Origin of the sequence: Chryseobacterium sp. GVT01B (genome assembly GCF_019970045.1) — a bacterium.
Classification (GTDB): Bacteria; Bacteroidota; Bacteroidia; order Flavobacteriales; family Weeksellaceae; genus Chryseobacterium.
This window is the reverse complement of the sequence record NZ_JAHXYI010000012.1, coordinates 103,824-125,620: the sequence shown is the minus strand read 5'-3', so window position 1 is coordinate 125,620 and position 21,797 is coordinate 103,824. Positions and strand designations below refer to the sequence as shown.

The window sequence follows — 21,797 nt, the reverse complement described above, 5'->3', positions numbered from 1 at the left end:
ACAGAAGTTAAGCCCACCAGCGCCGATGGTACTGCGAAAGCGGGAGAGTAGGCCGCCGCCAGTTTTTATTTTATTTTTAAAAATCCTTTATCTTATGATAAAGGATTTTTTTTGCTTTATACACAACTTCAATCCAAAGCAAACCCAGCACAACTCGAAAGAAAACACAACTCCAAACATAAGCAATGAGTAATCAATAATGATTAATGGTTCCTGTTTCCAACCAATACCAGAGATCCTTCATCATTGATTATTTATCACTTATCATTGATAGCACTCCTTGTCATTCCGCAGGAGTCTAAACAAGCCATTTTAGATTCTATCATCAAGTATATCTAAGATTATCAAATCATTTAAGTATTAAAAATTCTGTGCTACTCCTTTGAATCTTTTAGACTCTAATAAATGTGGCTGGATTCCTACGGAATGACATGATCGTGGATATTGTAACTCACCATTTAAATCATGTGACTTATAGACAGGATAGCTTCCACAACTCATCATTTATAACTTATAATTCATCATTTATAATTCGTCTTCCCTAGCCCCGATAGTAATGGTTACCCCGGAGCAGGCACGGAACGCTTCGGCTAAGGTCAGGGAAAGAGCGGGCGCGAGGAGTATGAATGGATAGCGGGAGAATGCTCCTGAAATATATAGGCGATTAATCACTTATATAGCTCGAACTACAACGAAACTGATTTTGCAGGATGAAGAAATAAATGATATAGGTATACATTCATTAATTTATCATCAACTTTATTCAAATACCCGGGATTTTTGTTTTTTTAACTTGAAAATTGTGTAACTTAGTAATATCAAAATGATTACGAATCTAAAAATATATAGTATGAAAAAACATTTATTCCCTCTATTTTTATTGTTATTCGGTGTGAATGCACAGGCACAACAAGATTTCTTTGCGATTGCTGGAAAACAGACTCAGAGTATCACTTTCAATGATTTCCGTACCATTGATGCGGCTAATGGAACTTCCGGAGAGAAAATTTTTACGGCCGATTCTTCAGCGAAGGTATTTTCACAGACCAGAAGAGGCATTGTAGCTGAAGATAAAAGCTCATACAGTAATTCTCAAGCCATAACGATGGCTGCATTAGCCTATGATTCTTCGAATAATAATCTGGTGTATATGCCCATGTTTTCGTCTAATATTTATGTTTTAAATCCACAGACTAAGGAGATCACATTGGTAGAAAATACAGTTGCTAGGGTATCATCATGTGATATCAATTCTCATATTACAAGAATGGCAACAGGCTATGATGGAAATGTTTATGCTGTGAATAATGCCGGAACACAGTTTTTGGAAATCAGTAAAAAGAGTGGACAATATGCAGTAAATGATCTGGGGATTATCAAAGATGATTCTTCTAACGGAAGAAATTCATTTACGGCTATGGAAACTGGATTTGGTGGAGATATGATAGCTGATGCAGATAATAACTTCTATGTTTTCGCAGCTTCAGGAAATGTCTTCAAGATTCTGACAAAAGAGTTAAAAGCTAAGTTCATTGGTAAAATTGCTGGGATTCCAGATAATTATTCTGTTAACGGATCCGCTGTGAACGCTCAGGGTAAAGTGGTGATTGCAAGTGCAAAAGGAGCTGCCTTATATGAGGTAGATCTTTCAACTTTACAGGCAAAGCAGCTTCCGGGAGAACAGGGGCTGCATATTTATGATTTGGCAAGTAAATATTTTGCGAATGATAAAGCCTCCAATATCAACGCTGTGGCAACTAACCTGGATATTTATCCTACAAAGGTTGATGAGCATTATATCAATGTTCATGCTAATAAGAATGTGAAAGGTAATATTAAACTGAATATCTTTGATATGTCAGGTAAAAATGTGATGACTCAGGATCTGTCTGTAAAAGATACTTCACTGGATGAGAAAGTATATCTTAAAGGATTGGTGAGTGGAGCTTATATAGTAAATATTACTGATGAATCCGGAAAAGCAATTTTCAATAAGAAGATTCTCGTAACAAGATAATTACAAAATATCATTAAGAATATAAAGACCTTTTCAAATCAGTTTGAGAAGGTTTTTTAATGATTATTTGATATTCAATAAGTTTTATTTTTCGATATTAAAATGTACTTTTATAAAAAAATATAGATGAAACTATACTTTAATGTAGGATATATTGTAAAGGCTGGAGAAAGTTTGCAGTTGGTCATTGGTGAAGAAGGAGCTGCAGTGCATATCCATACTATGTTTTATGCTGAGAATGGAGTTTGGAAATGTGAAGTTGACAATTTCTCCAAATCCATTTCTTACCAATATCGGGTGGTTAATGAAAAAGGCAATGTATTAAGAGAGGAATTTGTTCCGCATCATCTTAGTTTTCCCCATAATTATAAGGAGTTTATAGTTTTTGACGAATGGAATAACAAAAATTTTCCTGAAAACTATTTAAATAACAAAATTCTTTACAATAAGCTTCATGATTTTGTTCCCGAAAAAATAACGGTTTTAAAAAAACATACCCATTTATTCAGAATAGAAGCACCTATATATAATCCGGATTGGAGAATTGTTCTCTTTGGAAGCACGGCATCCTTAGGAAACTGGAGTTATGAAAAAGTTATTCATCTGCATCAGACAGATTTCGGAATGTGGGAAGCTTCTGTAGAAATTCCGGAGGATGAATTGATCCAATTCAAATATTGTATTTACGATATCAAAGAAAACAGAGTCATTGATGTGGAAACCGGAGAAAACAGATTTACGGCTGCTAATCCATTAGGTGATGTTCTACAGATTGTTTCCAATCATTATTTTAGATTCAAAGGATATCAGATGTATCATGATGCCGGCGTTGCTGTTCCCGTATTCTCTTTGAGAAGCGAAGATGGCTTCGGGGTAGGAGAATTTGCAGATATTAAAAAATTAGCAGATTGGACAAGAGAAACGAATCTTGGTATTATTCAGATTCTTCCGATCAATGATACAACAGCAAACTATTCCTGGACAGATTCTTATCCTTATGCAGCAGTATCTGTTTATGCTCTGCATCCACAATATATCTCTATAGAAAAGCTTGATTATTCTTTACCGAAAGAATTAGTTGAAATGTATTTAACTGAAAAGGAGGAGTTAAATGCTTTGGATCTGATTGATTATGAAAAAATGATCGAAGGTAAGTGGAAATATCTTACCGCTGTTTTCTATGCAGAAAAAGATAAAATCTACAAAGACAAAAACTTCAAAAAATTCATCAAAGATAATGACCATTGGCTTGTTCCTTATTCTGCATTCTGTGTATTGAGGGACAAATATAAGACACCCAATTTTAACGAGTGGAAAACCCATAAAAAATATATTGCAGGAAAAATCTTGCAATTTTTTACAACGAAAAGTAAAGATTATGATTCCTCTATGCTTCATGCATGGGTACAGTATCAATTGCATGTACAGCTGAAGGATGCTGTTGATTACGCTCATAACCTGGGAATTTCGTTGAAGGGAGATCTTCCGATCGGAATTTACAGATATTCCGTAGAAGCCTGGACAGAGCCTGAATTATTCGGGATGGATTTTCAGGCAGGTGCACCCCCGGATCAATTTACTGAACTGGGACAAAACTGGGAATTCCCGACTTACAATTGGGAAGCCATGAAAGCAGATGATTACAGATGGTGGAAAAACAGGTTTAAAGCATTGGAACAGTATTTCGATGCTATGAGGATTGACCACATTCTTGGTTTCTTCAGAATATGGAGAATGCCGATTTCTGCCGTACAAGGAATTTTAGGGTACTTTTATCCGGCTGTTCCTATTGTTGTGGAGGAATTTAAAGCCTGGCAGATTCCGTTTAATTTTGACAGGTATTGCAAGCCTTTTATCAATAATCAGGTTTTATGGGACTATTTTGGAAAAGATAGCGGAAAAGCCCTTGAATTTATGAACCGCAATGTGGACGGTACCTATGCATTCAAAGAAGAGTTTGATACCCAGAGAAAACTGGCTGATTTTTTTAAGAAAAAATCATACGGTCCGCTTGAAGAACAATTGATCGCTCTATGTGCTAATGTTTTGTTTTTAGCAGAAGAGAGAAACGGGAAAACAGTTTATCACCCAAGGTTCAATGTATACAATACAGAGTCTTACAAACATCTTTCCGAACTGGAGCAGAAAAACATTTATGATCTGTATCACGATTATTTCTTCAGAAGACAGGATCACCTTTGGTCTGAAAAAGCAATGGAAAAACTCCCAGTTATCCTGAATGCTACCAAAATGCTGATCTGCGGGGAAGACCTGGGAATGGTTCCTGCATGTGTACCGGTTGTAATGGACGAATTGGCTATCATCGCATTAAAAGTACAGCGAATGCCTTCTGAAAATATTCCGTTTTATAATCCTAAGCATGCCAACTATATGAATGTAGTGACAGCATCTTCACACGACAGCTCAACCCTGAGACAATGGTGGAAAGAAGATCCTGCCCTTACACAAAAATACTTCAATCAGCAGCTGATTCAGTATGGTAAAGCTCCGGCAGACTTAAGCCCTCACCTTGCAGAGATCATCATGAAGCAGCATTTATATAATGAAGCTATGCTGGCTATTTTCCCGATTCAGGAGTTTCTGGCAACGGATGCAGAGCTCACTAATAAGAAAATTGACAATGAAAGAATTAACAATCCTGCGGTTTTCCCACATTATTGGCGATACAGAATGCATATAAAGCTGGAAGACCTTAAAAAGAAAGAATCTTTCAATGAAAAGATAGCTTTTTGGATAAAAGATAGTGGTAGAATGTAAATTTAACACCTGATTATCAATTGGTTAAAAATAATTTAAAAGAAGTTTGATCTTATGATTTAACTTCTTTTTTTTATTTGTATCAAAAAGATAGAATTAAGATATTCTGCTATATATTAACCAATTAACGACTATAGAGATGAAAAAAATATTTTTAGGATTAGCTTTTGGGTTGGGCGTTTTGACGTCGGCTCAGCATTATCCGAACAATGGTTGGGGCAATGATGGTTATTATCAGAATGGAGAAGGCTATTACAGCGATGAAGATGACAGAAATTATTTCCCTGACGATTATTATTACAATTATCCTCAGGATTATTATCCAAGTGATTATTATCAAAGCTATTATAACGACTACAGAGGAAGTATCATTAATATCGACTGGAACGGATTTTTCGTACAGAACAGATTAAGCCGCTGGCAGGTAGACCAGATCATGAGACTTAATAACCTGTATGCAAGTTTTACAGCGTGGGATAATTTCTACCGATATAATCCGGACAGATGGTACTATGACAGATTTTATGCACTGGAAAGAATTTTAGGACCAAGAGTTTTTGTTGTTTTCCAAAATAACTATTACAGAGGTTCAAGTCCTATTGTCTATTTCCAGAATTACAGGAGATCATATTATGGACCGAGATACACTGTAATGCCAAGATATAGAAATATCAATATCAATATTTACAGAGTAGACAGATCAAGATTCCGTAGAATGGATAACCCTACCTTTGATATTGTCAGAAGAGACAGCAGAAGGGACAATGGTTTCAGAAATACAAGAACTGAAAATTCAGGTGGTTTCCGTGATAATAATGGCGGCTTTAGAAGCAGTAATGGCGGGAACAGAGGAAACTCTGACAATAACGGTGGCTTCAGAAGTAACAATGGAGGATTCAGAGGGAATTCTGACAATGGAGGAACCCGTGGAAATTCCGATAATAATGGAGGTTTCAGAACCAATAACGGTGGCGGTTTCAGAGGAAACAGTGAAGTGAGAAGAGAAGCTCCCAAAAGAGAAGATAACGGTGGATTCAGAGGAAATGGAGGAGGCACCAGACAAAGATCTGAAAGTTCTGCTCCAAGCCAGCATAACCGTGGTAATAACGGAGGCTTTAGAGGGAGCTTAGTAAAGAATTAATTTTCATATATTATATTTAAGTGGTGTGAAGGGCAGGTTTTTATAATCTGTCCTTTTTTTTGTTTGTTTTTTAATTTATTTTAGTTAAAATTTAACATTATTTATGAATTTGTTAATTTAACTTGTGTTTTAATTAATAATCAAAAAGGTATAATAACAAAATAACAATTAATTAAATTTTAAAAAGATGAAAAAATTAGTTTTAGCAATAGCATTTATCGGAATGGGAAGTTTTGCCATGGCGCAACAGACTACAACTCCACAGGACAGACAGGCAAGAGCCGTAGAAATGAAGCAAAAAATGGAGCAGAAACAACAGGAACGTCTTGCAGAAATGCAAAAAGACCTTAATCTGAACCAGTCTCAAGTAGCTCAGATAAAAGACCTTCAGGAGAAAAGAAATGCTGAAAGGAAAGCTGAGTTCGAGAAAAATAAAGGAGACAGACAAGCTAAGATGCAGGAGATGATGGCCAAAAGAGCACAAATGGATGCTGACATGAAGAAAATTCTAAACCCTGAACAATATGATAAATGGCAGGCTGACAGAAAAGCAAAAGCAGAAAAAATGAAGATGGCAATGAAAGAAAGAAGAATGATGAAAAAGCCGATGAATACTGGAGCTGCTGACGTAAAATAACAGCCTGTAATTTTAGTTTTTTAATGTGTTAAGGATGGATTTTTTTCCATCCTTTTTGTATTAATTTTCTTTAAAACTTTTGATTTCGGGCTTTTATTCCCTATTTTTGACTATAAATTTAATACTTATGGTTAGCGAAAAAATTGCAAAATTAATCAACGAACAAATTGCCCACGAACAATACGCCGCTCAATATTATCTTTCAATGTCTGCATGGTTTTCCGGAAAAGATCTGGATGGAATTGCCAACTATTTCAGAGTACAGAGCAAAGAAGAATTAATGCACGCAGATAAAATGTTTGATTATTTGAATGATGTAGGCGGGGAAATTATCATCGGAGAAATTCCAAAACCTCCACATGAGTTCGAAAATGCTACGGATATTTTTGAGAAAGCTTTGGCCCATGAGAAAATAGTAACTAAAAGTATTTTCAATATTGTAAAAAATGCAAACGATGAAGGAGATTTTGCAACTACGTCATTCCTGCAGTGGTTTATCAACGAACAGGTAGAAGAAGAAGCCAGTGCTTCTCAATACGTAACGAAAATCAAAATGGTATGCGATAATCCATCTGCATTATACCTTTTTGACCAGGAATTGTCTCAGAGGGTATTTGTTCCTGCTACGACAGCTTAAGACTTAAACTTCTTAAAATATAAAACCGCTTTTCAACAGAATAGCGGTTTTTATTTTTATCTGAAAATCCATTAAAAACGAAAGATTGGGATTGGAAAATTTATAAATAAATAATCTGAGTTTTAAGAACCTTTTTACCCAGACGTTCAAGTATATTTTTATAACCTTCCACCTGTGCCTCGTCTTTAGTTTTTTGTTCACCAGTCTTAAAATCAACAATGATGTATCCTTCCTCACCTTTTAAAATACGGTCAGGTCTGAAGATATGACTTTCTCCGTTTTCAGAGATCATAATATCTTTTTCGTTGATCACTTCCCATTTTTCATCAAAGAATTCCGCATACGTTTTCACGATCTCCTCTAAAGTGAGCTGTATTTCATTTTTTTCCTCAAGCGTAATCTGTCCTTCCAGTGCGTAACCTTCCAATACTTTTGAAATATCTTTTTCAGTATTGATCTTAGACAAAAGCTCATGAACAAATAGCCCGATTCTTACTTTTTCATTTCGTACCTGATAGTTTTTAGACGGCGTAGCAATCTTGATAGAAGTACTTTTTTCATTGACATTCTTGAGATCCTGAATATTCTGCGTTTTAAAAGATGAACTTTTATCCTTCGAGTATTTTTTCAGCATTTCAGGATTCACTTCATACACATCAAACTCGTCAACCTGTTCCTTGTTTTTTGTTTGAAGGAATTCAAGAAGCTCAAGATTATTAGAGGTCTTATTGGCTTTCTGAAGATAGAAAAACAGCTGCTCAACAGGTCTGGTGGTCGCAACATACTGCAGACATAACCTGTCAATCATATTTTTATAAGAATTTTTACTGTTGAAAAACAGGATTTCCTCATCATAAACTTCCAGATTCTTATTAAACTGATTGATATTTACAGCTTTTAAAGCTTCATTTTCGTTCGTATCAAACCAGTTGGTAAATTCATTATCCCTGTTTTTGTTCATCATAGGAATAAAAACAATAGGGAATTCCAGCCCTTTAGACTTGTGGATCGTCATGATCTGGATCGCATCAATGTTTTCCGAAGCCTGAATGGTGTAAGAAGAAGCTTCTTCATCCCAATATTTCAAAAACTCTTTCGTACTGGCACCCGCATTCTGTGTGAAGTTGAAAAGCATTTCCAAAAAATTGAGTAAAAAGTCGGTCTCTTTCTTTTCAACAGAAAATTCGTTGATGTAATATTCTATAAAATTATACAGATTAAACCTCGGGAAATTATCCTGCTTAAGCTGCAGCGAATATTTCTGCTGAATAAACTGAAGTATTTCTTCATGGCCCTGAATATCCAGAATTTCTTTCATTTCCAATGTGAAATCCGGCATATGAATTTTTCCCAATGTATTCAGATGATACATCATCATGATCAGGCAATGCTTATTCTTAGGATTAAGTTCCCATCGCAGAAATTCAATCACAGCCTTTAATGTATTGGAAAGCTCCAGTGTAAGACCTTTATCGGAAATTGTTTTAATATTCGTTTCCCCACTGCGATATTGAACTTTTAAGCTTCCCAGCTTTTGAGAGTAGCTGAAAATATCAAAATTTCCACGACAGAGAATCGTAATGTCAGAAAATTTAAACCCATTATCCAGACATTCCTGGATATCTTTCCGCATTCTTTCTGAAGTATCATTGTAAAACTCTTCATTCGTAAGATTGTCGATCAGGTTTACCTTTACACGTCCGTCAAACTTTGATTTTGGACTTTGTTCAGCATCTTCCCCGAAAATATTTTGATGTTCTTCCAAAAGCCCTTCAGAATGGAAACGGTACAGCTCATTATTGAACTTTACAATATTTCTGGCACTTCTCCAGTTGTCCTTTAACACAAGAAGATCGGCTTCCTTCGGTGAAAATTCTTTTTTGTTGATAATATCCAGCATCAGTTTACTCTCTCCACCACGGAATCTGTAAATACTCTGCTTGGGATCTCCCACCAAAGTAAATGAAGTGTATTCCGTAGAAACGCTATGATCTCTCAGCGGAACAAAATTTTGCCACTGCAGCTCTGATGTGTCCTGGAACTCATCAAAGAAATAATGCTGAAACTGTGCCCCTATCTTTTCGTAAATAAAAGCAGAAGGTTCATTCTTAAGATTTTCATTGATCAGGATATTAAATTTAGAAAGAAGTACAAGATCATTTTCTTCTTCAATTTTTTGAAGTTCATCCTGAATATCCTTATTTACCTTTAAAGGAAGAAGAGCAGACAAAACTTTCTCTTTCTTCTGGGTTTCAATGTACAGAAGGATAAGTTTCATTCTGTGATCAAGAAGTTGGTCAAGAATCTCAAAGATCTCAGATTCTTTATGCTTTGATTTTGAAGAGGCTCCCTTCCTGTAATTGTTGATAACAGACTCTTCCTGAGTAGTAGGAAAAGGAAATCCGGGTCTTTTCTGTTGGTAAAAATCTATAACCTTTGTAAAGAAACCTCCGATTCCGTTTTTACCCTGAGCAAAATCTTCAATATCAATATTTCTTGATTTGAATAATTCAATAGAGCTGGCCGCAAGTTCTGCAGATTGTTTTTTATTGAGAACAATTTCTTTACGAAGTGTATTCTTTATTTTCTCATAATTGGCATCGTCAAAACTTTTATTGCTTTTCAGATGCTCATAGTGAATATCCTTTACAAATTCTTTTGCCGAATCATAAAGGTTTTTATTAAGATTAATTCTTTCATTATTTTCAAGGCTGTAGTCTACATAATCCATGAAAGAATTGGAGATTGTTTCATTTTCTCCGATCTGATCCAGCATTTTATCAACCGCTTCTATTAAAAAGGGTTCAGCTTCAATTTCAAGATTAAAATTTTTAGCCAGTCCCAGTTCATAAGAGAAGCTTCTTACCAGTCTTGAATTAAAACGGTCAATAGTTCCGATATTCAATGTGGAATAATTGTGGAGAACATAATCCAATAGCTTCTTGGAGCGGTCATGAAGTTCATCAATCGTAATTTTTAAACCCTGTTCTTCAAAAGCTTTCTGGATATTTTTCAGATCTGTATTCTCAGCGTAATCTTTAGCGGAGAAATTTCCCAACCAGGATAAAATTCTTTCCTTCATCTCGTTGGCTGCCTTATTGGTGAAAGTCAGAGCGAGAATATTCCTGATCGACTGCTGTTGATTAGGATAGCGGAGACAGATCATCAAAAGCCTTTGTACCAGGGCATAGGTTTTCCCGGATCCGGCAGAAGCATTGATGACTGTGTAAGAATTTTGCATTGTAAAAAGAGAATTGAGACTGCAAGTTAGCTAAAATTTAAAAGAAACTTTAACAATTTAATCAGGCTATTTAACAGTTTGGAAGGCAAAAATCAAAAAGAAATATTAAAACGCGTTAACTGTGGTTAAACTTATGGTATACATTAAAAATAATTTTAGCTTTGCTCTATAAAAAACAGCCAGTGAAACTCAAACTATTCTTTTTTTTATCCTTTATTTTTTTTATCCATACCCATGCCCAAAGTTATATATTCGGAAAGATTACTTCTGAAAATGGTGCTGAAATGGAAGACGTGAATGTAATCAATATCCGGACTGATGAAATTGTACTTTCAAACAGAGACGGCCATTTTATGATTTCCGGAAAACAAGGGGATGAATTACGTTTTATAAAAGCAGGATATGAAAGACTCATGAGGAAAGTTTCTCAGGAAAATATACAGTCTCCTATGAATATCAGCCTTGTTCGCCAAACCATTCAGATTCCTGAAGTGGAAGTAAAACAAGGCCTTACCGGAAACCTGAAAATAGATTCAAAGCTCTACAACAAGCCTAAAAAGGTTGAAAAGCTGCTCAAAGATATGGACCAATATATGGCTAAGAAATCGGACCCGAGAATATTGGCGGCAAAACCGGGAGAGTTTGTACAGCCTAAAGGGCAGGGATTCTTTATAGGAAAAGTGAAAGACAAATGGGATGATGTAGATTTGATGAATTATATCAGAGCAAGTTTAGGCGATGATTATTTTACCAATCTTAAGATCGAAAAACCTTTGATAGACCACTTTATTTATTATGTCTTTGCAGGCGGTTTTGAAAGAAAAAAAATACTGAAATACGGATTCTGTAGTGATGCAGATCTGAACAGGTTCCAACGTTTTGTTCTGACAAGAATTTCATCATACCGCGCCCCACAAACTAAAAGATAGATGGAGATGATATATACCGGAAGATTTTTATTCCTTGTGCTTTTTTGTTTCGCTTCGGGATTGTGGGCACAGCAAAAGATATCGGGAAAAGTGATCACAGGGAATGAACTGGACCTAGCTCCAGTACTCGTTGTCAATATTTCACAAGGTAAAAGCATGTTAAGTGATATGTCCGGAAAATTTGAGATTGAAGCAAAAGAAAATGATGAGATCAGATTTGTTAAAGAAGGATATTACCGTGTTGATAAGAAGATTACCAGCGAAGAAATGAATTCTCCATTGAATATTATTCTCAAAAGAATGGAAATTCAGATTCCTGAAGTGAAAATTACCTATAAGCCTACAGGAAATTTAGCAAAAGATAATCAGCATTTGAATGAATCAAGGAAGCTTCAGTCATTAAAATCAGACATGGAAGAGTATATGAAGAGCCCGCTTAATCAGCCTTTACCTACCAATGCTATTTCTAAAACTTTTACAGGACATGATTTTAATGCGGGGCAGGTCAATCTGTTTGGCGTCTTTAATGTTGTAAAGAAATTAGCTAAGCCTAAGGTCACTAAAGCGAATTATAACGAAACTCAGGATTTCCTTAAAAGAGTAAAAACTCAGGTTAATTTGAATTTCCTGAAAAAATACGGAATGGATGAGGAGCAGATAGATACCTTTATCCTCTATGCAGAAAAGACACGCTCACTGGCCAAAAGATACAGGAAGGATTTTCAAATAAGTGTTGTAGAATACGAGCTTAAAATAGCATTCGGGGAATACAGTAAAATGAATAAATTAGAAGGAACTAAAGAATAATAAAAGTTGGGGTATATGACAGAAAATATTGAAACATTTGGGCAGAGAAAATTTTTTCTTTTCCTTATGCTTCTGTGCAGTACTTTTATTTTTTCTCAGCAGACAGTAACAGGACGGATAGTGGATGATAATGGGGAAAACTTGAGTAAAGTGATTGTTATCAACATGTCTTCCGACAAAAAAATATATTCTGATTCAGAGGGTGTGTTTTCTATAGAAGCCAATCCTAATGATGAACTTCGGTTTGTAAAAGAAGATTTCAACAGAACGTCCAGAAGAGTTCTTATCAATGGTATTAATCCTCCCTTATTCATTACACTTTATCAGATTCCGAGAGATGTAGGGGAAGTAAAGATTGTAAAAAAACTTACGGGAGATCTGGAAACAGATTCAAGGATTGTGGCAAAAGTAGATAAAGGAGAACAGGTGAGAGATGCTGTAGGACTTCCGCAGCCGGTGGGAAAAATGAGAGAAAAGCCGGCCGAAGTGAAAAGTGTTCTTTTGCCGATACTCTTAGGAAATCTGAATGTTCAGGGAGTGTATGATCTGATAAGCGGTAAAGCCAGAAGACAGAAAAGACAATATAGATATGATGATCTTCAGGAACATGTGGCCTGGATTCGGGACAGGATTGATGATGATTACTTTGTAAAAGCAGGAATTCCAGCCGACAGAATTTCAGAATTCATACAGTTTTCATTTTTAGCAAAGCCTCAGGTACGAACGTATGTAAAAGCAAAAAATCTTTCCGGTGTAATGCTGAGGTTAGAAGAAACAGCACCTCTTTTTATACAAAGATTGAAAGAGAATCAAAAGTAGTTTAAATGTTAAAGAAATCTTAAAATATTGGAATGGTAATTGATACAATCTAAGTAACAACAACCCAAATTCACAAGTTTTATGAATAAAAACATTTTTGCAGTAGCTATAGCCGCGCTGGGTTTCATAATCGGGCTCGGGTTTTTAGGAAATGCCATTAAAAACAGAAACAAATCTGAAAATACGATTTCCGTAACAGGTCTCGGTATAAAACAGTTTACATCTGATCTGATCATCTGGTCCGGAAGTTTTTCAAAAAATAATGCTGATCTGAAATCGGCTTATGACGAGCTGGCGACAGACAGAAAAGTCATCAATGACTATCTGCTTTCAAAAGGAATACAGCAGAAAGAGATTGTATTTTCTTCCGTGGATATTCAAAAACAGTTCAGAAGTTATAATGATGCCAACGGAAACTATGTCCAGGGCGAATTCTCCGGTTATAATCTTACCCAAAAAGTCTCTATTGAAAGTAAAGAAGTAGGCAAAATAGAAAATCTTTCCAGAAATATTACAGAAATTATCAATCGCGGAATTGAATTCACTTCATCTTCACCAGCTTATTTTTATACCAAACTTGCTACCGTAAAGCAAGAAATGATTGCCAGTGCAACAAAAGATGCCAAAGAACGTGCTGAGAAAATTGCGGAAAATTCGGGGAGCAGCTTGGGGAATCTAAAGAAAGCAACAATGGGAGTGATCCAGATTACAGCACCCAATTCTAATGAAGATTATTCCTATGGTGGCACGTTCAATACTTCATCCAAAGAAAAAGAAGCCAGCATTACAATAAAACTGGAGTACGAGGTAAATTAACAGAAAAGTTTATACAGCTCCAGATTAAGAATTAAGCTTAACCCAAAAATACTACACAACCATCTGTGAAAATCTGTGCAGATCTGTGGTTAAAAAAATAAACGCCGGAGAAAGATTCCGGCGTTTTATATTTTTAATGATAAACAATATCGTAAATTTCCTTTTTCGCTTCCTCCATATTTTCAGGAGTATAATTGGCGAGCAGCCATAATTTCAAAGACTTTTTTCCCTCACCATAGCTCGGCTGAATATGGGTGTCATCAATCAGACTAAAATTATTTCTCTGATAAAAAGAATAACGTCTTGCAGCATCTTCACTCAAATCTGCAGGTTCAATTTCTAAAATAACACCCGGATAGTTTTCTGAGATATGATTGATGATATGAGAACCCAGTTTCTTACTTCTGAATGCTTCAAATACTTCAAAATGCTCCACAAAAACAAAGTTACTGAGCTCCCACAAGATGAGGTAACCAATAGCCTCCGACTCATGAATAACAGACATAAACTTTACATGCGGATTAGAAAATAAGCTTGTAAACTGTTCTTTATCTCGTTGCTCATCTACGGGAAAAGTAGTGGTGTAAGAAGTATAGATTTCCTGAACTCTATGATCTTCAGCAGTTGTGATCGGTAAAAATTCCATAATTTATAAATCAAAGACGCTAGGTCTTCTGGTGATAAAAATATCTTTAATCCAAAGGGTGAATGCCAATCCCAAATAGATCAGAAAGAAGAAGCCAGCTGTGGCAAAAGTAGAGTAGATGAAGAAAATTCTCAATTTTGAAACTGGAATTCCCAGCTTGGCGCCCGTTCTTGTCAGTACACCAAACCACTCTCTTTCCATTTTATGACGGATATTACTCAGCATTTCCAGATTGTTATTTAAAAGTTTAAATCCAATACTGCAAGTTAAGGAATTTTTTTGATAAGGTTTTTGTATGATACTATCTATGAAGAACTATTCTTTTAAAAGTTTAAATCCAATCCCACATGCTAAACAGTTTTTTTCTTCACAATAAGTTTTATGATGATAGATCAGACTTTGGCTTTCCAAAGCATTAGTAATATTGAGTCCGAGTTTTTTCCATCCTGTAATGATGGTGTTTTTTTCAGGAGAAACAGTTTTATATAGCTCAATAATTTCATCAGCAATTTCTTCACGATGATATCTGTGATAAGTATATTTTAAAGGAAGAACAGTATTCAAAATAAGAAGATCAATGAAATCCTTGCTCAATGTTTTGGGCTGTGCTTTTGAAATATTTCCAAAATTAAAATGAAAATCCCAGTATTCAGAGGCTTTTATAGATTTAAAGATATCATACAGCTGATCCGCATTTCTGGCCTCCATGATTTTAGAAAACAGATTTTGATGTTTGTAAAGGTCCGCCAACTGAGACAATCGGATGGTAGGAAAGTTTGGAGGTCTTAATCTTAAAAACTTAGGATGAAACTTCAGATCTGAAATCGAAAATTTGGCTTTAATGAAATCAAATTCCCTTTTCCATATTTTCATCTGTCCATCTTTCGGATCCTCGAGCCATCCCGAAATTCCAAATAATAAAGCTTCCAGCTGAAGGGGATTCTGGCGGATTTTATTGATAATACTGTAATCCAGACTTTCAGCAATCTGCCGGAAAATATGGGCATTGACTTTTAATCCGAATGAATAAGCAAAACTGTGAAATAGAACGGCTTCAAAATTATTTTTATACCGGATTAAACTCTGTTCAAGTTCTTCAGATTTTTCGTCCAGTTTTTTCAGGATATTCTCTTCATGGAAGTTGACAGGTACTTTTTTAGGATCAAAGATTTTTTCACAGGGAATAAATTCATTTCCATTAATGAGATCTTCATATTTCAGGATGATATTTTCATCGATATGATTTTTCAGTTCCAACGTTGGAACCTGCTTTCCGGTAAGCTCTTGAATGTCTATGTCATGCTGAAGTACAACATGCAAAATGATATTCTGATAATTGGGATCCTGAGAATGATTGTGGAAAATCCAGTCTGAGGAACGAACATGCAGTTCTATGTTTCCTGCGAGAAGTAAGCCGTTGATTTTGATTTTAGCATCCAGAAAATCGGGGCCGGCATTTTTATTCCATTTTCCGAAATGGGTGATCTCAACGGAATTTCCTTCAATATCCTTGAAGTCAAAATTTTTGAAAACCTTATAGTTCCAAAGATATTGAAGTAGTTTTTCCGTCATAAGTGTGACGATAAATATAATAGAAATATTATACTTTCGTCAGCTCCTTATTAAAGTTTTCTATAGTCGTTCTATACATTTTCTCATAAATAGGAAGAATGTTTTTCAAATCGAATTTTATAGCCTGATCTTTCGCATTTTGCTTCATTTTGGTTAAAAGTTCATCATTGCTCAACAATTTGATGGTGTAGTTGCTCATAGCCTCCACATTTCCGATTTCAGCAAGGTATCCTGTTTCACCCTGAATATTCACTTCAGGAATTCCACCTGCATTGGAACTGATTACCGGAGTATAAGCGGCCATTGCTTCCAAAGCTGCCAGACCGAAACTTTCCTGCTCGGAAGGAAGAAGAAAGACATCAGAAAGCTGTAAGATTTTATACAGATCATTCACCTTTCCTAAAAGACGGATTTTTGAGATAAGATCCGGGTTTTCTTCTAAAAACTGATTGACTTTTTCCATATCTGGGCCCTCACCAATGATAATCAGTTTGGATTTTACCTTTTTTTCTACATTCTTGAAGATCTGAAGAACTTCATCCACACGTTTTACAGGACGAAGGTTGGATACGTGAATCAGGATTTTTTCATCAGGATTGGCAAACTGTGTTCTCTGGCACTCAGAGCAGTCATCAAATTCAGAATTATCAATAAAATTGGTAATCACCTGAATTTCTTTTTTGATGTTGAAAAACTGAAGCGTATCTTTTTTCAGACTTTCAGAAACTGAAGTAATAGCATCTGACTGGTTGATGGAAAATTCTACAGCATGTTTATAACTCGGGTGCTGGCCTACAAGGGTAATATCTGTACCGTGCAGTGTAGTCACCAATGGAATATCATTATTGTCTTCCTGAAGCATTTGCTTTGCTGTAAAAGCTGCATATGCATATGGAATGGCATAATGTGCATGAAGAAGATCCAGTTTATATAGATTAACAACTCTATAGATCATCGAACTTAACGCAATATCATAAGGCTGATACTGGAAAAGCGGATAAGTCTGAACATTTACTCTGTGGAAGAAAATGTTCGGGTTGGTAATGTCTAATCTTGCAGGAAGTGCAGAACTGATGAAATGTACCTCATATCCTTTATTGGCAAGAGACATTCCTAATTCTGTTGCTACAATTCCGCTTCCTCCATATGTTGGATAGCAAAGTATGCCTATTTTCATTAGATTATTGTTGTTTGATGTTGTATTATTTGGTATTTGCTGAGGTAACTGCATTCAGATCAATCCCTATTCCTGGTTTCAGCTGATCATTAACCAGCACAGGAAGTTTTCCCCATATTTTTGTTTTTCCGTTTAAAGCATCAGCTGCAGCGTTCATAGAGTCATCATTGTTTTCATAAGAAACAAGAACGGTTGAAACTTTTGAAATATCAATATCTTTTAATGCGTAAGCACTTCCGAATACATTCAGAATTACATTTTGATTTTTGGTAAGATCAGAAAGCACCTGCTTAGATTCTGCTGAAACTTTATAAGGTTTGTAAGCTGTTGAATTATCTTTATGGAAACCTACAATTACTGTTGATCCCGCTGGAATAGTATTTATTTCACCCGCTTTTTTGATAATTACATTGTTACCCAATCTGCTGGCGAAAGTCTGATAAGGGGCTTCTTCCAAAGGAACATAATAAAACTGTTTTCCTGTAAGAGGAAGTAATTTCTTCTCATCCTTTAATAAAGTCAGTGCATTGGAATAAAGATTCTGTACCAACTGAATATGAGAATTATTATTTAAATCAGCATTGATGTTTTCCGGATTTTTTGGTGTGTATTGCGTAAGGCCAAGGAAATACTTGGTCAACAAGATTTTTTTCACACTTTCTTCTACTCTGGATTGAGGAATTTCTCCCTTATCAATGGCTTTCTGAATCAATTTTTTACCTTCAGAAACGCCTTGTGAGAAAAGCATAATATCATTTCCTGCTTTAAAAGCCATAGCATCCAGTTCGCCTGGTTTGTATTTATTGGCTACAGCACCCATATTTAATGCATCGGTAATGATTAAACCTTTATACCCAAGCTTGTCTTTCAATAATCCTGTAATAATATTTTTGGAAACAGAAGCAGGAATTCCTTTTCCGGATTCTAAGCTTGGAACATATAAATGAGCAACCATTACTCCTCCGATTCCTTTATTCATCAATGCTTTGAAGGGCGCAAGTTCTATTGTGTTAAGCCTTTCCATCGAGTGGGAAACCACAGGAAGATCAAGGTGTGAGTCTGTGCTGGTATCTCCGTGTCCCGGGAAATGTTTAATTGCTGCTAAAATATTGTTATCCTGAAGACCATTAGAATAGGATAGGGCAGAGCTGATTACATTATCTACTTCAGAACCAAAACTCCTGTTACCGATAATAGGATTATTAGGGTTGGTATTTACATCCACTACAGGAGCAAAATCCCAGTTGATTCCCATTCTGTGACAATCCTCAGCAATTTTTGCGGCCATCTGATACACAAGGTTTTTATCCTGGATAGCGCCCAATGTCATTGCCCATGGAAATTTGTGAGCAGTGGCTATTCTCTGATAGAGTCCCCATTCTGCATCCATACCAATCATTAAAGGAACTTTTGATTTCTGCTGAAATTCATTGACCAGATTGATTTCCCTTGCGGCATCATCCTGCATTAAGATCAGACCGCCTATTTTATCATTTGCAACAATATTTCTTACCTGGCTGATATAATCTTCACCTTTATTGGTATAAAGTGCCACAATAAAAAGCTGTCCTAGTTTTTCATCCTGAGAAAGATTTTTATAGGTTTTGTCAACCCATTGCTGAGCCTTTTTCAAATCTTCCTTAGAAGAATTTTTAGGCTGATATTGGGCGTTCACCTTAGGACTTATCAATGCGACAATAAAGAGTGAAGTATATAATAATTTCTTCATGACTTTTTGAATAAGAACAAAAATACAATTAAAAAAATGAGGAAAACAAAGTTTTTGAGATTTTTGGTATATGATTTGAATACGCAATATAAATAATAACTAAACTTTAATAAGAAATGAAAAAAATACTTCTCTTTTTATTCCTGGGCGCTGTAGGGTTTACTGCTTATAGCTGTGATAATAGTGATGACACTGTGGTACAGGGAACAGATTATGATACTATAAACCAGTCGTTTGATATAAGTCCTAGTTTTACTAGAGTCGATGATAATCTTTACAGATGGAGCGATGATTTTAACAGCCCATTAGTACAGTCTGATATGGTTCTTATTTATATGCAGATTGGAACTGATGGAGGTTCTCCTACTTGGAAACTTCTTCCATATACTCGTTATGTAGGGAATACAAATAATGATGCTGTAGATTATATTTTTGAATTCAGTAAATTTGCTGCTACTATTAATATTAATTCTACTGCTGCATTTAGTTTAACAGCTAATCCATCTTACTATCAGAATAAAAATTTCAGAGTCCTTATTCTTCCTGCTAATGGAACGGGTACTGGTGGTGCAAAAGCAGCTAAAGGTAATGTAGTAGATTACAATGATTATAAGAGTGTAATTAAATATTACAATATCGATGAGTCTAAAATCAAGACTAAATAATTTAGAATATCTTTTCAGTTTTTTATAATTAAAAAAGCTCCGGGAGAAATCTTGGGGCTTTTGATTTTTAATGACCGGTTATGATTATAAATCGATGAATGATTTTAACCGTATAATTCAAGTATTTGTATAAAAAGGATGTAAGGTTGTGGATAGCCAATTGAGGAACAATTTGAGTACTTTACGTGCAATCAGTAATAGTAAAAATAAAAAGCTTCAGAATTTCTGAAGCTTTTGTTGTATTTAGTTATCATTGTCATCCAGAAGATGGCCAAAGAAATCTTTTTTTGTTTGCAGATATCCTTTGCTTATTTCGTTTGCAGGAATCTGTAGCGGTACTCTTGAATTAAGGTGAATATTGCTGTCTACCACATATTTTACCTTTTCAGGATTATTGGTGAGAAGGTTGATATCTTTTACCTCCAGCAGATTAAGGATTTCAATGGCTACACCAAAGTTTCTGTCGTCTGCAGGAAGTCCCAGTTCAAGATTGGCCTGTACGGTGTCCAACCCTTTTTCCTGTAGGGAATATGCCTTCAGCTTGTTGATGATCCCGATGTTTCTTCCTTCCTGGCGAAGGTAGATGATAATTCCACCGTTTTCATGGATGTATTTCATGGCAGCATCCAATTGCTGGCCGCATTCACATTTTTTTGAATGGAAAACTTCTCCGGTAATACATTCTGAGTGGAAACGAACATTCACTGGTTTTGAGAAATCTGTATTTTCTGCAACAATAGCCATATGAGGCATCCAGTCGTTGACGTTTTCGGAGAAAGCTATCATTCGGAAAGTACCGTGTTCTGTAGGAACATTGGCTTCCGCCTGAATTTTAATCATTGATAGTTCAATTAGTTTTTAACTTCCTGGCAAAGCATCTTCAATAACAGAGATATTGGTTTTTAAACGAACCAGATATCTGTTGAGAACTTCATCGTCATCTCTGTCAAGATTCTGTCTTAGCTTTTGAATTTTTTTGTATGATTTTTCAAAGCTTTTAAGGGCTCTGCTCTTACCGGCAGAATTACTGGCATCAATAGCATATAAATAATTCTGAAGGCTGTATTTCAAACTGGTAATCTCATCATTCAACCCATTGTTTTTAAACTTGGGAAAAGTGGAGATCATATTTGAAATTTCAGAAGCATTTACATTTTCTTTAACATTGATATTAAAATTCTTCTTTGAGCCTCTGTCGGAATCAGAACCTTTGGTATCACTATAAAAATTATTTGACAACGGGGAAAGGTTTAGTTTTTCCGTTGCGCAGGAAGATGTTAATATGATAAGTACTCCAAGAAAAATTAATCGTTTCATTTCTGTTGCCCTTTTTGATAAAGGATTGGGTTAAGACTTTCATCGTTATACATTTTCATTTGTTTGTATACTTTCATCTTAACGTTACCGTTTTCAATATCAGCAAGCAACTGATTAATAGAAGTTGAAAGGTCCTCTTTCTGAGTAAGCAGAACATCCAGTTTAGCCTGGCAGTTGTTTCTGTGTTCTTCAGAAGCAGATTCTCTATTCGCTTCTAACGACATATGATAAACCTTTAATGCAAGAATTGATAATCTGTCTACTGCCCAAGCGGGAGTTTCTGTATTTATTTTTGCGTCAGATTTAGGAGTTATATTTTCAAACTTAGTAAGGAACCAGCCGTCAATATATTCTACCAGATCAGTTCTTTTCTGATTGGAAGCGTCTATTGTTCTCTTGAGTTGAAGAGCTTCAGCCGGATCAATATTTTCATCTCTAATTATATCTTCCAGATGCCATTGAACGGTATCAATCCAGTTCTTTGCATACAAAATCCGTTCCAAAGTATCTTTTTCGAACGGGTTATTAATTAGAGTGTTAACGTCATCAGACACGTGATAGTCTTCAATAGCTTGATTGAAGACTTTCCATGCAGTCTCAGTAAATTTCATTAATTCTAAGGAATTTTAGTTGCTTGGAGAATTATTATCGTTCGAAGTTGGTTTTTTTTCAGAACCAGGCTTGTCTTCTTCTTTTACTGCATCTTTAAATTCCTTGATTCCTGAACCTACTCCTCTCATTAATTCCGGAATTTTCTTTCCTCCAAAAAGTAATACCAAAAGTATTGCTACGATAAGGATATGTTGCCAAGATAAGGCAAGTATTGTTAGTGTATTCATCTCTTAAAATTTTTGCAAAGTTACACTTTT

At 35.5% G+C, this 21,797-nt stretch carries 21 protein-coding genes; 11 read left to right on the top strand and 10 right to left on the bottom strand.

Annotated elements, in window-relative coordinates:
* The 6 genes from LC457_RS22820 to LC457_RS22795 all read left to right on the top strand — a co-directional run.
* Positions 1-193, top strand: a 193-nt coding sequence (locus tag LC457_RS22820) for a hypothetical protein (RefSeq protein ID WP_223601886.1), incomplete at its 5' end; no start/stop codon positions are given.
* A gap of 657 nt (positions 194-850) precedes the next feature.
* Positions 851-2,017, top strand: a complete 1,167-nt coding sequence (locus tag LC457_RS22815) for a T9SS type A sorting domain-containing protein (RefSeq protein WP_223601885.1) — start codon at positions 851-853, stop codon at positions 2,015-2,017.
* 126 nt (positions 2,018-2,143) lie between these two features.
* The gene (locus LC457_RS22810) at positions 2,144-4,795 is read left to right on the top strand and encodes a 4-alpha-glucanotransferase (RefSeq protein ID WP_223601884.1); all 2,652 of its coding nucleotides are present in this window, start codon (positions 2,144-2,146) and stop codon (positions 4,793-4,795) included.
* A gap of 139 nt (positions 4,796-4,934) precedes the next feature.
* Positions 4,935-5,936 (top strand): hypothetical protein, encoded by a 1,002-nt coding sequence (locus tag LC457_RS22805; protein WP_223601883.1) that lies wholly within the window; start codon positions 4,935-4,937, stop codon positions 5,934-5,936.
* 187 nt (positions 5,937-6,123) lie between these two features.
* Entirely contained in the window at positions 6,124-6,573 is a 450-nt protein-coding gene (locus tag LC457_RS22800; protein ID WP_047420317.1) for a hypothetical protein, read from the top strand.
* A gap of 127 nt (positions 6,574-6,700) precedes the next feature.
* Complete coding sequence (locus LC457_RS22795) at positions 6,701-7,210, top strand: ferritin (RefSeq protein ID WP_047374012.1); 510 nt, start codon at positions 6,701-6,703, stop codon at positions 7,208-7,210.
* 100 nt (positions 7,211-7,310) lie between these two features.
* Here LC457_RS22795 and LC457_RS22790 read toward each other — a convergent pair whose 3' ends face one another.
* Positions 7,311-10,451: an exodeoxyribonuclease V subunit beta gene (locus LC457_RS22790; RefSeq protein ID WP_223601882.1), complete on the bottom strand. Its 3,141-nt coding sequence runs from the start codon at positions 10,449-10,451 to the stop codon at positions 7,311-7,313.
* A gap of 182 nt (positions 10,452-10,633) precedes the next feature.
* On the opposite strand from LC457_RS22790, the gene LC457_RS22785 reads away from it, so the two are divergent.
* From LC457_RS22785 to LC457_RS22770, 4 genes are all read left to right on the top strand, one after another.
* The gene (locus LC457_RS22785) at positions 10,634-11,380 is read left to right on the top strand and encodes a hypothetical protein (protein ID WP_223601881.1); all 747 of its coding nucleotides are present in this window, start codon (positions 10,634-10,636) and stop codon (positions 11,378-11,380) included.
* Positions 11,381-12,187, top strand: coding sequence for a hypothetical protein (locus tag LC457_RS22780; protein WP_223601880.1), 807 nt, complete (start codon positions 11,381-11,383; stop codon positions 12,185-12,187).
* Between the two features lie 15 nt (positions 12,188-12,202).
* Positions 12,203-13,006 carry a carboxypeptidase regulatory-like domain-containing protein gene (locus LC457_RS22775; protein WP_223601879.1) on the top strand — a complete coding sequence of 268 codons (804 nt, stop codon included), beginning with the start codon at positions 12,203-12,205 and terminating at the stop codon, positions 13,004-13,006.
* Positions 13,007-13,087: 81 nt separating this feature from the next.
* Positions 13,088-13,822: an SIMPL domain-containing protein gene (locus LC457_RS22770; protein ID WP_223601878.1), complete on the top strand. Its 735-nt coding sequence runs from the start codon at positions 13,088-13,090 to the stop codon at positions 13,820-13,822.
* Positions 13,823-13,955: 133 nt separating this feature from the next.
* Here LC457_RS22770 and LC457_RS22765 read toward each other — a convergent pair whose 3' ends face one another.
* The 5 genes from LC457_RS22765 to LC457_RS22745 all read right to left on the bottom strand — a co-directional run bounded on the left by LC457_RS22765 (position 13,956) and on the right by LC457_RS22745 (position 18,946).
* Positions 13,956-14,468, bottom strand: coding sequence for a GNAT family N-acetyltransferase (locus LC457_RS22765; RefSeq protein ID WP_223601877.1), 513 nt, complete (start codon positions 14,466-14,468; stop codon positions 13,956-13,958).
* A 3-nt stretch (positions 14,469-14,471) separates the two neighbouring features.
* Positions 14,472-14,693, bottom strand: coding sequence for a PspC family transcriptional regulator (locus LC457_RS22760; RefSeq protein ID WP_034695702.1), 222 nt, complete (start codon positions 14,691-14,693; stop codon positions 14,472-14,474).
* Positions 14,694-14,783: 90 nt separating this feature from the next.
* Positions 14,784-16,040 carry a DUF2851 family protein gene (locus LC457_RS22755; protein WP_223601876.1) on the bottom strand — a complete coding sequence of 419 codons (1,257 nt, stop codon included), beginning with the start codon at positions 16,038-16,040 and terminating at the stop codon, positions 14,784-14,786.
* Between the two features lie 28 nt (positions 16,041-16,068).
* On the bottom strand, positions 16,069-17,217 hold the full coding sequence (gene bshA / locus LC457_RS22750) for an N-acetyl-alpha-D-glucosaminyl L-malate synthase BshA (RefSeq protein ID WP_047420302.1): 1,149 nt from the start codon (positions 17,215-17,217) through the stop codon (positions 16,069-16,071).
* A 25-nt stretch (positions 17,218-17,242) separates the two neighbouring features.
* Positions 17,243-18,946: a glycoside hydrolase family 3 protein gene (locus LC457_RS22745; RefSeq protein ID WP_223601875.1), complete on the bottom strand. Its 1,704-nt coding sequence runs from the start codon at positions 18,944-18,946 to the stop codon at positions 17,243-17,245.
* Between the two features lie 116 nt (positions 18,947-19,062).
* On the opposite strand from LC457_RS22745, the gene LC457_RS22740 reads away from it, so the two are divergent.
* Positions 19,063-19,611: a hypothetical protein gene (locus tag LC457_RS22740; RefSeq protein ID WP_223601874.1), complete on the top strand. Its 549-nt coding sequence runs from the start codon at positions 19,063-19,065 to the stop codon at positions 19,609-19,611.
* A 243-nt stretch (positions 19,612-19,854) separates the two neighbouring features.
* On the opposite strand, the gene ribA is transcribed toward LC457_RS22740, so the two are convergent.
* Genes ribA through LC457_RS22720 form a run of 4 tightly spaced genes read right to left on the bottom strand, consistent with a single transcriptional unit; the run spans position 19,855 to position 21,767 of the window.
* Positions 19,855-20,451, bottom strand: a complete 597-nt coding sequence (gene ribA / locus LC457_RS22735; protein ID WP_223601873.1) for a GTP cyclohydrolase II — start codon at positions 20,449-20,451, stop codon at positions 19,855-19,857.
* An 18-nt stretch (positions 20,452-20,469) separates the two neighbouring features.
* On the bottom strand, positions 20,470-20,928 hold the full coding sequence (locus LC457_RS22730) for a hypothetical protein (protein ID WP_223601872.1): 459 nt from the start codon (positions 20,926-20,928) through the stop codon (positions 20,470-20,472).
* Positions 20,925-21,539, bottom strand: a complete 615-nt coding sequence (locus LC457_RS22725) for a DUF4254 domain-containing protein (protein WP_223601871.1) — start codon at positions 21,537-21,539, stop codon at positions 20,925-20,927. The genes LC457_RS22730 and LC457_RS22725 overlap by 4 nt, the downstream gene beginning before the upstream one ends.
* 15 nt (positions 21,540-21,554) lie before the next feature.
* Positions 21,555-21,767, bottom strand: a complete 213-nt coding sequence (locus LC457_RS22720; RefSeq protein ID WP_047373994.1) for a twin-arginine translocase TatA/TatE family subunit — start codon at positions 21,765-21,767, stop codon at positions 21,555-21,557.
* Positions 21,768-21,797: the final 30 nt, after the last annotated feature.